Source organism: Bacteroides celer, assembly GCF_002632415.2.
Classification (GTDB): Bacteria; Bacteroidota; Bacteroidia; order Bacteroidales; family Bacteroidaceae; genus Bacteroides.
In genome coordinates, this window is the sequence record NZ_CP178209.1 from 774539 (window position 1) to 788053 (window position 13515).

The window sequence follows — 13515 nt, forward strand, 5'->3', positions numbered from 1 at the left end:
TATATATTAGATTTATTCAGTTTATTAAAACCTTTAAAAAGATGAAAGACACCTTGTTATATCCTCCCCAAAAAAAGAATCGGAAAGTACCCCCATACTTCCCGATTCGAAACAGTCAAAAATCGACCTTAATCAATTTATTAACTTAACACGTCGCAAAGATATGAGAAAAATTTCTTTGAAAGAGCTTTTTTATTTAAAAAGTTTATGATACAGGCAAATATACCTGCAAATAAGGCTGTTTTTCTTGCTTTAAAACCAAAGCTTCACTCCTTTTAAAGGAACGACCCCTTCCTTTAAAAGGAAGAGGTCGTTGGTTTTAAAGAAACCGGTGGGGTGTTTATATAGAGATTAGGATTAATGATTTTTTAATTATATAGATCCGTTTACAAGTTTGTTTTATACTCCTCTTTTATTCGTTTTATGTGTGCGAAGTTCTTTTTCAGTAATTCATTTAACTCATAATCTGAAAAACAAGCTCCTAAATAGATCGTGCTTTCTGCTTCAAAATCAAATGATTCGTTGTCTTCATTCACCACAATCTCAATTTTCCCTTGCGCATCTGTAGAGATCACCGCATTGTATTTAATCATCAATTCTTTGAGCCCTTTTATGAACCTGTATTCTTTATTTGTCAATATTCTTTTCATGTCCGTAAGCTCTTTTGTTTTGTTGCCCTTTCGTGCGGTAAAGTTCGTGATAATTTAACACATTATGCGCTGTTTGAAGTATTCATTTTATTCTATTTGTCAGGTTGTAATATTCCTTTTATCCATATTATCACATCTATTCGTTTTTTTCGTATATTTGCTTCGAGCGAAACTTTTCATTTGTATATTTGTTGGATTTTAAAAAGAAAGAAAATAAAAATGGAAACAGAAGAATTGACAATTGGGAGAGTCCATCACGGACGCAATATACGTCGTACCCGTATTGAAAAGGATATGAACCAGGAGGGTTTGAGTGAATTAGTACATCTCTCACAACCTGCTGTTTCTAAATATGAGAAGATGAAAGTGATTGATGATGAGATGTTGCAACGTTTTGCACGTGCATTGAATGTCCCTTTCGATTATCTCAAGACTTTGGAGGAGGATGCACAGACGGTGGTGTTTGAAAATAATACGGTGAATAATTCAGAACAAAGTGCAGGTGGGGCAAACATCAGCATGGGTATAGTTAAGTCTGATACCGAAGATAGTATTAATGATAGTCGAGTTAACAACTTCAATCCTATCGACAAAATCACTGAACTCTACGAGCGTCTTTTAAAAGAAAAGGATGAAAAGTATGCAGCGTTAGAACGCCGTTTGCAGAATATTGAAAAAAGTCTGCAGAAATAAGGGACAGATAAATTGAAAGGAATCGCAATATGATGAAACAAATACCTTACGGAATAACTGATTTTAGCCGAATTCAGAAAGAGAATTATTATTATGTAGATAAGACAATGTTCATTGAAAAAATAGAGATGCAACCGCCTTATCTGTTTCTGATACGTCCCCGTAGATTTGGGAAGAGTCTGACTTTGGCTATGTTAGAGGCCTATTATGACGTAAGTCATGCTGAACAGTTTGACGAGTTGTTTGGTCAGCTATACATAGGTCAGCATCCGACGAAGCTCCACAATCAGTTTCTCATCATGCGATTTAATTTTTCGGAAGTGAGTTCCAATGTCAATGAAGTAGAACTATCGTTTAAGCTGCATTGTTGTAGCAAACTTAAAGATTTTGTCTTTAAGTATGAAGATTTGTTAGGAAAAGAAATTTGGGATGTTCTTGATGAGAAAATACAAGAAGAACCCGGTGCTTTTCTGTCTGCGATTAATTCCTATGCTACCCGTAAGAAAAATATTCGTATTTATTTACTCATTGATGAATATGATAATTTCACCAATACCATTCTTTCGACTTACGGTACGGAATTTTATAGGAAAGCAACGCATGGCGAAGGTTTTATTCGTGGCTTCTTTAACGTGATAAAATCTGCCACTACCGGAACCGGAGCCGCTCTTGAACGGTTGTTTATTACCGGAGTGAGTCCGGTGACGATGGATGATGTGACTAGTGGCTTTAACATCGGAACCAATATAACGACTGATTCATGGTTTAATGATTTGGTTGGATTCAGTGAGAAAGAGTTGCGTGAGATGTTGACATATTATAAAGAGCAGGGAGTACTTCAAGAATCTATAGATGAAATAGTTGCCATGATGAAACCCAATTATGACAATTATTGCTTTAGTGAAGATACATTGGAACAGTGTATGTTTAATTCTGACATGGCACTTTATTTTCTGAAATCTTTTGTACTTCATCATAAAAAGCCAAAAGAAATTGTAGACCCTAACATTCGCACCGACTTTAATAAGTTGGCATACTTGATAAAGCTAGATCACGGATTGGGAGAGAATTTTTCCGTTATAAAGGAAATAGCCGAGCAAGGAGAGATTATTACTGACATTGTTACTCATTTTTCTGCATTGGAGATGACAGATCCCAGTAATTTCAAGTCTTTATTATTCTATTTCGGGCTTCTCTCCATTAAAGGTGTAGATATGGTGGGAAGACCCATTTTGCATGTGCCGAATTTAGTTGTAAGAGAGCAGCTGTTTAATTTCCTGATACAAGGCTACGTCAAGCATGGTATCTTTAAAATGGATATGAACAAGATGAGTGCTTTATTTGAGAATATGGCTTTCAGAGGGGACTGGAAACCGTTGTTCGATTTTATTGCCGACGCTGTTCGTGAGCAAAGCCGTATTCGTGAATATATTGAAGGTGAAGCGCATATTAAAGGCTTCTTGCTTGCTTATTTAGGAATGTATCGGTATTATCAGCTCTACCCGGAATACGAATTGAATAAAGGCTTCGCAGACTTCTTATTCAGACCTAGTCCGTCGGTTCCCGTACTGCCTCCTTTCACCTATCTGCTTGAGGTGAAATATGCAAAAGCCGGTGCTTCGGAAAAAGAAATACGTACCCTTGCCGATGAGGCACGTGGTCAGTTGCTGCGTTACAGCGAAGACGAACTGGTGGCAGAAGCCAGAGCGAAAGGTGGGTTGAAGTTAATTACGATTGTTTGGCGTAGTTGGGAGCTTGCCTTATTGGAAGAAGTTACTCTTTCTTAAAATACAAATACCATAAATGTTGCTAGATGGTTTGCGGTTCATCTATTTTTGCCTGATTTTGAAACGTTGATGAATAAGGAGATAACTTTTTCCTTTTAATGAATATCTCTAATAAGTCTTGAAGAATAAAATTTGCCTCTGCTATGGATTCCCATAATAGAGGCAAACTTATCAACATGAGACTTAATTAAACAGTCTCTTGTTTTTTATGAATTTAATGAATCTTTTTTAGGACTTTAGAGAAGGAGTAAGGAAAGCTTTCCTCTTCTGTTCCTCTGCTTAAATTGGGCTGGCTTCCCATTTGGAAGTTGATGTTTCCTCCTTTTAATAAGTCTTCATGGCGTAGATAGTTCTTTTTATATTCTGTGCCGTTCAGATTCATTGTTTGAATATACATATTCTTCTTGCTGTTATCGGTTGCCTGGATGATGAGGCTGTTACTGTTTTCAAGATGTAAGGTTGCTTTTTTAAAAAGAGGAGCACCAACGACGTATTCGTCGGTTCCCGGACATACGGGGTAAAAACCTAATGCGGAGAAAACATACCATGCCGAAGTCTGCCCATTATCTTCATCTCCACAATATCCGTCAGGACCCGGTGTGTACATTTTATCCATGACCTGGCGTAGCCAATACTGCGCTTTCCAGGGTTGACCGGCATAGTTGTATAGGTAGATCATGTGTTGGATTGGTTGGTTGCCATGTGCGTAATTCCCCATATTCATGATTGTCATTTCACGAATCTCATGAATAACCTGCCCGTAATAACTTTCATCAAAGACAGGAGGTACGGAGAATACAGAATCCAGCATAGTGATAAACATATCTTTTCCTCCCATTAAGTCAATTAATCCTTGTGGATCGTGGAATACAGACCATGAGTAGTGCCAGCTGTTTCCTTCGGTAAATGCATCCCCCCATTTCAATGGTGAGAATGGAGATTGGAATGTTCCATCTTCATTTTTTCCTCGCATGAGCTTGGAGTCTTTATCGAATACATTCTTATAGTTCATCGCCCGTTTGGCAAAGAGCTGTATTTCTTTTTCCGGTCGCTTTAATTCTTTGGCTAATTGATAGATACACCAGTCGTTGTAGGCATACTCCAAAGTTCTGGCAGTGTTTTCATTGATTTTTACGTCATAAGGGACGTAGCCTAGCTTATTATAATATTCGTATCCGCGTCTTCCTGTGGAAGATACGGTGGGATGTACGCTTTTTGTTCCATGTATTAACCCTTCGTACAAGGTTTTCACATCTTCTACTTTAATACCTTTTAAATAAGCATCTGTCAGTATGGAAGCCGAATTATTTCCTATCATGCAGTCTCTGTGTCCGGGGCTGGCCCATTCGGGGAAGAATCCGCTTTCTTTGTAGGTATTGATGAGCCCTTCCTGCATTTCTTTATTCATCGACGGATACATCAGATTCAGTAATGGGAAAAGACACCGGAAGGTATCCCAAAACCCGGTGTCGGTAAACATATATCCCGGTAGAACTTGCCCGTTATAGGGGCTGTAATGAACAGGTTTTCCGGCTTCGTCCAGTTCGTAGAATTTTCGGGGGAAAAGTAACGAACGGTATAAGCAGGAGTAGAAAGTGCGGTATTGATCGAGATTTCCTCCTTCCACTTCGATTTTTCCCAGTACCTGGTTCCATGCTTTCTGTCCTTTTTGTTTTATCTGCTCCAGATTGTCATTTCCTAATTCTTTCATATTCCTTGCAGCCTGTTCGAAGCTGATAAAGGAAGAAGCGATGCGTGCATGTACTTGTTCTCCACGTTGAGTTTTAAAACCTATAATGGCTCCTGCATGGTCAGTAGTCTGTTCGGTTGCATTTTCTTGAATACTTCCATTATTCACAGTGGCTTTATAGGTGAAAGGCTTATCGAATTGAATAATGAAATAGTTCTTGAAGTTTTCGGGAACTCCTCCGCTATTGCGTGTACTATAACCGATAATTTTGTTTTCTTCTGGGATAATCTGAATAAAAGACCCTTTGTCAAATGCATCGACTGCAATATACGAATGTTCGTTTTCCGGGAAAGTGAACCGGAAGAGTACAGCACGTTCAGTAGGAGACATCTCCGTGACAATATCGTATTCGGCCAGATACACCTTGTAGTAATAAGGAGCTGCTTCTTCTCCTTTATGTCCGAACCAGCTAGCCCGCTTTTCTTCGTCGAATTCAGGTTTACCTACCATCGGCATAATGGAGAACTGTCCGTAATCGTTTATCCATGGGCTGGGCTGATGGGTTTGTTTGAATCCACGGATTTTATTGGCTGTATAGACATATTGCCATCCGTCTCCCATTTTTCCGGTCTGTGGCGTCCAGAAATTCATTCCCCAAGGGCGGGCAATGGCAGGGTAGGTGTTACCTGTTGATAATTCAAAAGATGATTGTGTTCCCATTAACGGATTAACGTATTGTGTCCAGTCTTTGGACTGGGCAAGAAGCGTGCAGCTAAGCACTGAAAATAATAACCAACATTTCTTCATAATTTTCTTTTTGAGTTTATAGCTTGCGAAGTAATCACAGCGTTTTCATGCGTTGCCAACGTTGAATGTTCCAACGGGTTGAGACATGACAAAAGTATAGCTTCGTGGTTAAGGTCGTGGTTAAAATCGTGGTTAATGCGATGGCTAATAGGCGCTTTTTTTATTAACCCCGCTAAAGAAACTATCGCAAAAGTATTTTTTTACTATGTTATTCAACTATCTATGTGAAATAGACAAATATACCTTACTGTTATTATTTGTATTAGTGTTCTTTTTTTGTCAAACCATTTATGTGCTCAAGGCTTTATATTAGCAAGCATTGTGAATGGTGCTGTACAGTTAGCCGTTTCCAATTAGAAACAGAAACAATCAACTGCTTGGTGATTGGTTACTAAATAGCCTTTTTGTGCGACTGCCTATTTATAGATTTGTATCGGCAATTCCCCCTTTAGTGCTCCTACGGCATTAAATGCTAACGACTCCATTTCATTTTCTCCGGGATAAACGTAGATGGGAGCCAGGAAAGAAATTCTTTTTTTCAGTCTTGAAATCACATAGTCCGAATAAGCGATGCCTCCTGTCAGAAGGATGGCATCTATTTTTCCACAAAGTACGGTGGCACTAGCTCCTATTGCTTTTGCAACATTGTAAATCATGGCATCCAGTATCAGTTCCGCTTTTTTATCTCCTTCTTCGATAGATTGTATAATGGCGGGAACATCGGTTGTACCTAGATGGGCGGTCAGTCCGGCGCGTCCGGAGATACGTTTTTTCAATTCGTCTTTGGTGAGTTGACCGCTAAAACATAGGTCGATCAGTTGACCGGCGGGAAGTGTACCGGCACGTTCCGGTGAGAAAGGACCTTCACCGTCCAATGCATTGTTGGCGTCAATGGCTCGTCCGTGGTGATGGACTGCGACAGAGATGCCACCTCCCAGATGGCAGATAATTAAATCCAGCTTTTCGTATTGGGTTCCCTGCTCTTTGGCAAAGCGGCGGGCGATTGCTTTCTGGTTTAATGCATGCCAGATAGTAATCTTCGGCATTAAAGGAGAACCTGTGATGCGTGCTATGTCTTCCAGTTCATCCACCACTCCCGGATCAGCAATGAAAGCCGGACAGCCGGGCAATGTAGCCGCCAGTTCGCTGGCAATCAATCCTCCTAAGTTACAGGCATGGGTACGCATGGCATGTACGGTATCACGTTTCATGGCTTCATTTACCTCATACACTCCGCCTGGTATCGGTTTTACTAAACCGCCGCGTCCGATGATGGCATCAAAAGAAAAAGGTATCTTATTGTTTTCCAATTCTTGTAACACCAGGTTTTTCCGGAATTTAAACTGGTCTATCACCTCGGGAAAAGCGGATAGTTCTTCTACTGAATGTTTTATATTGCTGACGAACAGAGGAGTGTCATTTTCGTAAACCGCTATTTTGGTAGAAGTAGAACCGGGGTTGATGACCAGAATTTTCATGAATGGTAGGCTTTTAGTGGTGAATTTAGAATGATGAGCCGGTGACTTGGCTGACTTGTTTTCTGCATTTGCAATCTCCTGACACTTGTAAGCATGCCATCGCAATGCTGTAATATTTGGACAAGCCGGAATCACTACGCGATGGAAGCACTACAGGGCAAATGGGGCCTTGCAGCAATCCTGCCATTTCTGCCTGTGCAAACAGGGAAACGGATTTGTAGAATGCGTTACCCGATTCAATGTTCGGGAATATCAATACATCCGCTTGTCCGTTGATAGGAGATACAATTCCTTTAATATCACCACTTGCTTGTTCGCAGGCGGTACGTACATCCAGCGGACCGTCAATAATCACATTTCCGAATTCTCCCGCTTCGGCAAGTTCTACGATATTCACATAGTCTAGTGAATGAGGGAACTTGGCACTCACTTTTTCTGTGCAGTGAATCAGTGCGACACGCGGTTGTTCGATACCAAAGTGACGGCAGGTACAGATAGCATACCAGACCATTTCTATACGTTGCTGTAGCGTGGGACGCGGAATGACAGCAGCATCCGAGAAGAAAAGCAGTTTATGGTAAGTCGGAATTTCCATTACTGCCAGATGCGTGAGAATTTTCCCTTTCAGTAACAAACCTTTTTCTTTGTCGAGTATGGCACGCAGTAAGTTGTCCGTATTGATAATCCCTTTCATCAAAATATCCGCTCCTCCTTCACGGACAATGCGGACAGCTTCGCGCGCCGCTTCATCCGGATTTTCTATGTGGATGGTTTTTACGTATTCGGGATATTGCTTGAGCGTGGGATATTTCTTCAGAATGGTAGAATCTCCAATCATCAGAAATTCTGCAATCCCTTCTTCCAAAGCACGGGAGATGGCATATTCAGTATTAGGATCGTTCGCACAGACCACGGCAATTCGTTTTCTATGGTTTAGTTTTTTAAGATGAGCCGTTAACTGGGCAAAATTTAGAATAGGTTCCATAACGTTAGATTTTTAGCAAATATCAGAAAAATGATTGAAAAAATAACGATTATAACCCGAAAAATTACATCCATTATGTAACATTTTGCTATATTTTATTTGTTTTGGCCGTTGGATGTGCATGGAACCGTTTTTTCCTGTATTTTTGCAAATAAATCCCCCAATAAAATAAAAGTACCATGAAACAGTTTAAAAATCTATTATTTCTTAGCTTAATTTTCCTTTGTTGGACGCTTGTTTCCTGTAAAAGCAGCAAGATATCTTCCGGTTGGTCTTTGATCTGGGAAGAGAACTTTAATCAGAAAAAGAACTTTGATTCACAGGTCTGGAGCAAGATTCCACGAGGAAAGTCAGACTGGAATAACTATATGACGGACTTTGATTCCTGTTATGCCATGCGTAAAGGCAAACTGGTGTTGAGAGGTATTGTCAATCATACCCAACCCAATGACACTGCCCCTTATTTGACAGGTGGTGTTTATACGAAAGGTAAAAAGGCTTTTACGAACGGGCGTATTGAGATTTGTGCCAAGTTGAATGCGGCGGGAGGAGCATGGCCTGCCATCTGGATGCTGCCTGAAGGAGCGGCATGGCCATCCGGTGGTGAGATTGATATCATGGAACGTTTGAATAATGATTCTATTGCTTATCAGACCGTTCATTCCCATTACACTTATACGCTGGGAATCAAGGATCACCCGGTATCACATTCTACGGGAGTGATTCACCCCGACCGCTACAATATTTTTGCAGTCGAAATGTATCCTGACAGTCTTTCATTTTATGTCAATGATGTGCATACGTTTACTTACCCCCGCATACAAACGCAAGAAGAGGGACAATTCCCTTTTAATCAGCCATTTTATCTGCTGATTGATATGCAGTTGGGAGGCTCGTGGGTGGGAGCAGTCTCTCCCAAGGATCTTCCGGTAGAAATGGAAGTGGACTGGGTACGTTTTTATCAACGAAAGTCAATAAAATAAGAACATATATGGATATTCAATTTCCTCCCTTTTTGCAGAATGGTGATAAAGTGGTTATTGTATCACCTTCGAGTAAGATAGACCAACAATTCCTGAAAGGAGCCAAGAAACGGATGGAATTATGGGGCTTGAAAGTGGCTATAGGAAAACATGCCGGAAGTTCGTCCGGAAGATATGCCGGGACAATCAAGCAGCGGCTGAAAGATTTGCAGGATGCGATGGACGACCCTAAAGTGAAAGCTATTCTTTGTAGCCGTGGAGGGTATGGGGCGGTACATTTGATCGATAAAATTGATTTTACGGCCTTTCGTGAGCATCCGAAATGGTTACTGGGGTTTAGCGATATAACCGCCTTGCACAATCTGTTTCAGAAAAATGGATATGCGTCCCTTCATTCATTGATGGCCCGTCATCTTACGGTGGAACCCGAAGATGATCTTTGTGCAAACTATCTGAAGGATATTTTATTGGGAAATATTCCTTCTTACACGTGCGAGAAGCATAAATTGAACAAGCAGGGAACTGCACAAGGTGTTTTGCATGGCGGTAATATGGCGGTAGCCTACGGTTTGCGTGGGACTCCTTATGATATTCCGGCGGAAGGGACTATACTGTTTATTGAAGATGTTAGCGAACGTCCGCATGCTATCGAGCGTATGATGTATAATTTGAAACTAGGAGGCGTACTTGAAAAACTGTCCGGATTGATTATCGGTCAATTTACGGAATATGAAGAAGACTGTTCACTGGGTAAGGAATTGTATGCCGCTTTGGCAGATTTAGTAAAAGAGTATGATTATCCCGTCTGTTTCAATTTCCCGGTGGGGCATGTGACTCATAATCTCCCGCTTATCAACGGTGCAAAAGTAGAGCTTGTGGTGGGAAAGAAAAATGTGGAACTGAAGTTTATATGTTAATAATCCATTCCATCTGAACGATGCTGTGGTGAAAATGACTAATTTTGAGGCTTTAATAGATAAAAGGACGATGAAAAAGAAAACTATGATAGTATTAATGAGTGCCTTTTTGTTATTGTCAGCATTCTCTTGCGGTGGAGGTAACAAGGCAAATAGTACGAGTGAACAAAATGAAGAAACTGTCGTGAATGTACCTCAATTTGATGCGGATAGTGCTTATTTGTATGTAAAGAATCAGGTAGATTTCGGACCTCGTGTTCCTAATACAAAAGAACATGTTGCCTGTGGCAATTACCTTGCCGGTCAGTTGGAGGCTTTCGGTGCTCAAGTGACTAACCAATATGCCGATTTGATTGCTTATGACGGGACGTTGTTGAAAGCGAGAAACATTATCGGTTCTTATAAGCCGGAAAGTAAAAAGAGAATCGCTTTGTTTGCACATTGGGATACACGTCCATGGGCGGATAACGATTCTGACGAGAAGAACCATAAAACTCCGATTCTGGGTGCAAATGATGGTGCCAGTGGGGTAGGAGCTTTGCTCGAAATAGCCCGTCTGGTCAATCAGCAACAACCGGAATTGGGAATTGACATCATTCTATTGGATGCAGAAGACTATGGTGCGCCACAGTTTTACACGGGGCAGCACAAGGAGGAGTTCTGGTGTCTGGGATCGCAGTATTGGGCACGTAATCCTCATGTACAAGGATATAATGCACGTTTTGGTATCCTGCTTGATATGGTAGGAGGTGAAGGCAGTGTGTTTATGAAAGAAGGATATTCGGAGGAATTTGCTCCGGACATAAATAAGAAGGTTTGGAAAGCGGCAAAAAAAGCGGGTTACGGAAAGACTTTCATGGATGGAAACGGAGGATTTGTAACAGACGACCATCTGTTCATTAATCGTCTGGCACGTATTAAAACGATTGATATTATTCCATATAATCAGGAGGGTGACTTTACCCCGACATGGCATACTGTCAATGACAATATGGAACATATTGATAAGAATACGTTGAAAGCAGTCGGTCAGACCGTATTGGAAGTGATTTACAATGAGAAATAATAGAATCGAGAAATAATATAATAAGGTGTCGATATACTGGTGTGCCGTTTTTAAATACGGCATCTGTTATTCGCACATTGGTATATTGTCTAATTAAATAATTACTATAATGTCAATTAATGAACTACAAGATGAAGTGATTGCGGAATTCAGTGACTTCGACGATTGGATGGACCGTTATCAATTACTTATTGATCTGGGGAATGAGCAGGAACCACTTGAAGAAAAATATAAGACGGAACAAAATCTGATTGAAGGATGCCAGAGCAGGGTATGGCTTCAAGCGGATGATGTGGATGGTAAAATCGTTTTTAAAGCAGAAAGCGATGCTTTGATTGTAAAGGGAATTATTGCCTTGTTGATTAAAGTCCTTTCCGGACATACTCCTGATGAAATCTTGAATGCAGATCTTTATTTTATAGACAAGATCGGACTGAAAGAGCATCTATCGCCAACGCGTAGCAATGGTTTGCTGTCGATGGTAAAACAAATACGAATGTATGCATTAGCATTCAAAGCGAAAGAGAAATAAAATTCACCACAGAGGACGCTGAGTACACAGAGTCTTTTTTGAATTACACATTTTGCGATTACTACATATCCCTTGTCAGTATAAACCTTTGTGTCCTCTGAGTCCTCTGTGGTGAAAATTCATGGTCAGTATGATACCGATAAACAGGAGGATTGACCCGAATAGGACGATGAGATACGGGGTACCGTTAATCAGGTCGTCCATATTTTCTGCTTCGGGATATTTGATACTAAGATAGACTGACAATGAGTTGTTTAGTACATGCATGAGTATACAAGGTATCAGACTGCCTGTTTTGTAATAAGTCCATGCCAACAGGATACCGATCAGAAATGCCGGAAGGATCTGGGCGGGATTTATATGAAAGACACCGAACAGAAGTGCGGAAATCAGAATTGCTTTAGTCGGATTGTATTGCTGAAGTAAAGCGTGGGTGATGGCTCCGCGAAACAATAACTCTTCAAGTACGGGGCCTACGATAGCTATTGCAAGAATACCGCCCCAGCCGGATTGGAGAATGTTGAAAGATTGTTCCATGATATTAGGAATCCAATCCAGCAGGCTCATTAATGAGGAGACTGCAAACCCGCAAGTGAGGATTGCGATGGCACTGCAAACCAGATAAGAGGCCGATACTGGTAACCATGTTGCCCTCTTTTTACTGATATAACCGGCTTTCCATAGATAAATACCCATCATAATCTGACCGGCTAGCTGTGCCGGAATCATAATCATTTGCGTCAGAGTGACTTTATCCAGATTTCCCGTGGTGACGAACAAATAGATCGTACAAGGAATCATAATCAGGATTGGAGCAACAATCTGCGCAATGAGAAGGTCTATTAATACTAATTTGATAGCCGTTTTCATGGTTTTTTATTTAGTGGTAAAGAAACTATAGATAAACATTGCTAACATGGATATAGCTATTACCACCAAAGAGATACTCATAAATGACTTTTGCATAAGAATCTATTTTTTAAGAATTGTTTCTGTCTCTTCAGCATCCTTATGGAGCTGTGTTATTAACTCGTCGATACTGGAGAATTTCAGTTCGGGACGTGTCCGTTTTACAAAAGTAAGCCGGATGAATTTATCATATATGTCGGAATGGAAGTGGAGGATATTCACCTCAATCGTCCGGTTCGGACCGTTGTCAATCGTCGGGCGGACGCCTATATTCAGCATTCCCATATACGTTTTCCCGTCAAATGTCACCCATACGGCATATACGCCATCGGCAGGAATCAGTTTATCGGGATCATCCACTCGTAAATTGGCTGTTGGGAAACCTATTTTTCTGCCTACCTGATAGCCGCCTACTACTATCCCGTCGAGGAAATATTCATATTTCAGACAATGGGCGGCCAGGCTAACTTCTCCTTCATGAAGAAGTTTGCGGATCAGGGAAGAACTCACCGGAATGTTGGGTTCATTCCCTATTTCTATATTGCTGGTATACGCTTTGGCGCGAATCACTTCTATGCCAATTTCCTTTCCATAACGTACATAATCTTCGAAACCTTCGCTGCGGTTATGTCCGAAACGATGGTCATAGCCGATAACCAGATATTTTACCTGATAACGCTCTTTTAACAGCTGTGTCATAAACTCCCGGGCAGTAAGCCGGGAAATTTCAGGAGTGAAGTCAAGCATCAGGCAGTAATCTACCCCGATGTCTGCAAGCAGGCTTATTTTTTCTTCGGGAGTAGTCAGCAGTTCCGGACGATACTCCGCATTCATCACTTTTCGGGGATGAACGGGAAAAGTAACCAATGCAGAGCGTAGACCTTTCGCGGCGGCTATCTCCTTCACTTGCTGAATCAGATAGCGATGTCCTGCATGCACCCCATCAAAGAAACCGATAGTAGCTACGCAGGGTTCCGGGGTAATTGCCGATGTGTCACGTATAATCTGCATATCTCTA

12 protein-coding genes are annotated in these 13515 nt (G+C 40.9%); 6 read left to right on the top strand and 6 right to left on the bottom strand.

Annotation, left to right across the window (positions count from 1 at the left end):
* Positions 1-386 precede the first annotated feature (386 nt).
* A complete protein-coding gene (locus tag CJF29_RS02705) occupies positions 387-650 on the bottom strand; it encodes a hypothetical protein (RefSeq protein ID WP_074559516.1) in 264 nt (87 codons plus the stop codon).
* A 219-nt stretch (positions 651-869) separates the two neighbouring features.
* On the opposite strand from CJF29_RS02705, the gene CJF29_RS02710 reads away from it, so the two are divergent.
* Complete coding sequence (locus CJF29_RS02710) at positions 870-1343, top strand: helix-turn-helix domain-containing protein (protein ID WP_004296256.1); 474 nt, start codon at positions 870-872, stop codon at positions 1341-1343.
* A 29-nt stretch (positions 1344-1372) separates the two neighbouring features.
* Positions 1373-3130, top strand: a complete 1758-nt coding sequence (locus CJF29_RS02715) for an ATP-binding protein (RefSeq protein ID WP_099146911.1) — start codon at positions 1373-1375, stop codon at positions 3128-3130.
* Positions 3131-3344: 214 nt separating this feature from the next.
* Here CJF29_RS02715 and CJF29_RS02720 read toward each other — a convergent pair whose 3' ends face one another.
* The 3 genes from CJF29_RS02720 to CJF29_RS02730 form a co-directional block, all read right to left on the bottom strand.
* A complete protein-coding gene (locus tag CJF29_RS02720; protein WP_099146910.1) occupies positions 3345-5627 on the bottom strand; it encodes a GH92 family glycosyl hydrolase in 2283 nt (760 codons plus the stop codon).
* A 416-nt stretch (positions 5628-6043) separates the two neighbouring features.
* The gene (buk, locus tag CJF29_RS02725) at positions 6044-7105 is read right to left on the bottom strand and encodes a butyrate kinase (protein WP_074560082.1); all 1062 of its coding nucleotides are present in this window, start codon (positions 7103-7105) and stop codon (positions 6044-6046) included.
* Between the two features lie 25 nt (positions 7106-7130).
* Positions 7131-8090 carry a phosphate acyltransferase gene (locus CJF29_RS02730; protein WP_074560084.1) on the bottom strand — a complete coding sequence of 320 codons (960 nt, stop codon included), beginning with the start codon at positions 8088-8090 and terminating at the stop codon, positions 7131-7133.
* A 179-nt stretch (positions 8091-8269) separates the two neighbouring features.
* Between CJF29_RS02730 and CJF29_RS02735 the strand changes: the two genes are divergently transcribed.
* The 4 genes from CJF29_RS02735 to CJF29_RS02750 all read left to right on the top strand — a co-directional run bounded on the left by CJF29_RS02735 (position 8270) and on the right by CJF29_RS02750 (position 11588).
* Positions 8270-9073, top strand: coding sequence for a glycoside hydrolase family 16 protein (locus tag CJF29_RS02735; protein WP_074636476.1), 804 nt, complete (start codon positions 8270-8272; stop codon positions 9071-9073).
* 8 nt (positions 9074-9081) lie between these two features.
* Positions 9082-9990 (top strand): S66 peptidase family protein, encoded by a 909-nt coding sequence (locus tag CJF29_RS02740; RefSeq protein ID WP_074636475.1) that lies wholly within the window; start codon positions 9082-9084, stop codon positions 9988-9990.
* Positions 9991-10060: 70 nt separating this feature from the next.
* Positions 10061-11056 carry a M20 family metallopeptidase gene (locus CJF29_RS02745; protein WP_074636473.1) on the top strand — a complete coding sequence of 332 codons (996 nt, stop codon included), beginning with the start codon at positions 10061-10063 and terminating at the stop codon, positions 11054-11056.
* Positions 11057-11165: 109 nt separating this feature from the next.
* Positions 11166-11588: a SufE family protein gene (locus CJF29_RS02750; RefSeq protein ID WP_074636471.1), complete on the top strand. Its 423-nt coding sequence runs from the start codon at positions 11166-11168 to the stop codon at positions 11586-11588.
* A 75-nt stretch (positions 11589-11663) separates the two neighbouring features.
* On the opposite strand, the gene CJF29_RS02755 is transcribed toward CJF29_RS02750, so the two are convergent.
* Positions 11664-12458: a CPBP family intramembrane glutamic endopeptidase gene (locus CJF29_RS02755; protein WP_074636469.1), complete on the bottom strand. Its 795-nt coding sequence runs from the start codon at positions 12456-12458 to the stop codon at positions 11664-11666.
* A 102-nt stretch (positions 12459-12560) separates the two neighbouring features.
* The gene (locus CJF29_RS02760) at positions 12561-13508 is read right to left on the bottom strand and encodes a bifunctional riboflavin kinase/FAD synthetase (RefSeq protein WP_074636467.1); all 948 of its coding nucleotides are present in this window, start codon (positions 13506-13508) and stop codon (positions 12561-12563) included.
* Between the last annotated feature and the right edge of the window lie 7 nt (positions 13509-13515).

Bases quoted from the DNA above. Each gene is read 5' to 3' on its own strand.
- CJF29_RS02730 (WP_074560084.1), bottom strand. From the start codon at position 8,090: ATGGAACCTATTCTAAATTTTGCCCAGTTAACGGCTCATCTTAAAAAA.
- buk (WP_074560082.1), bottom strand. From the start codon at position 7,105: ATGAAAATTCTGGTCATCAACCCCGGTTCTACTTCTACCAAAATAGCG.
- CJF29_RS02705 (WP_074559516.1), bottom strand. From the start codon at position 650: ATGAAAAGAATATTGACAAATAAAGAATACAGGTTCATAAAAGGGCTC.
- CJF29_RS02720 (WP_099146910.1), bottom strand. From the start codon at position 5,627: ATGAAGAAATGTTGGTTATTATTTTCAGTGCTTAGCTGCACGCTTCTT.
- CJF29_RS02740 (WP_074636475.1), top strand. From the start codon at position 9,082: ATGGATATTCAATTTCCTCCCTTTTTGCAGAATGGTGATAAAGTGGTT.
- CJF29_RS02760 (WP_074636467.1), bottom strand. From the start codon at position 13,508: ATGCAGATTATACGTGACACATCGGCAATTACCCCGGAACCCTGCGTA.
- CJF29_RS02735 (WP_074636476.1), top strand. From the start codon at position 8,270: ATGAAACAGTTTAAAAATCTATTATTTCTTAGCTTAATTTTCCTTTGT.
- CJF29_RS02715 (WP_099146911.1), top strand. From the start codon at position 1,373: ATGATGAAACAAATACCTTACGGAATAACTGATTTTAGCCGAATTCAG.
- CJF29_RS02710 (WP_004296256.1), top strand. From the start codon at position 870: ATGGAAACAGAAGAATTGACAATTGGGAGAGTCCATCACGGACGCAAT.
- CJF29_RS02755 (WP_074636469.1), bottom strand. From the start codon at position 12,458: ATGAAAACGGCTATCAAATTAGTATTAATAGACCTTCTCATTGCGCAG.
- CJF29_RS02745 (WP_074636473.1), top strand. From the start codon at position 10,061: ATGAAAAAGAAAACTATGATAGTATTAATGAGTGCCTTTTTGTTATTG.
- CJF29_RS02750 (WP_074636471.1), top strand. From the start codon at position 11,166: ATGTCAATTAATGAACTACAAGATGAAGTGATTGCGGAATTCAGTGAC.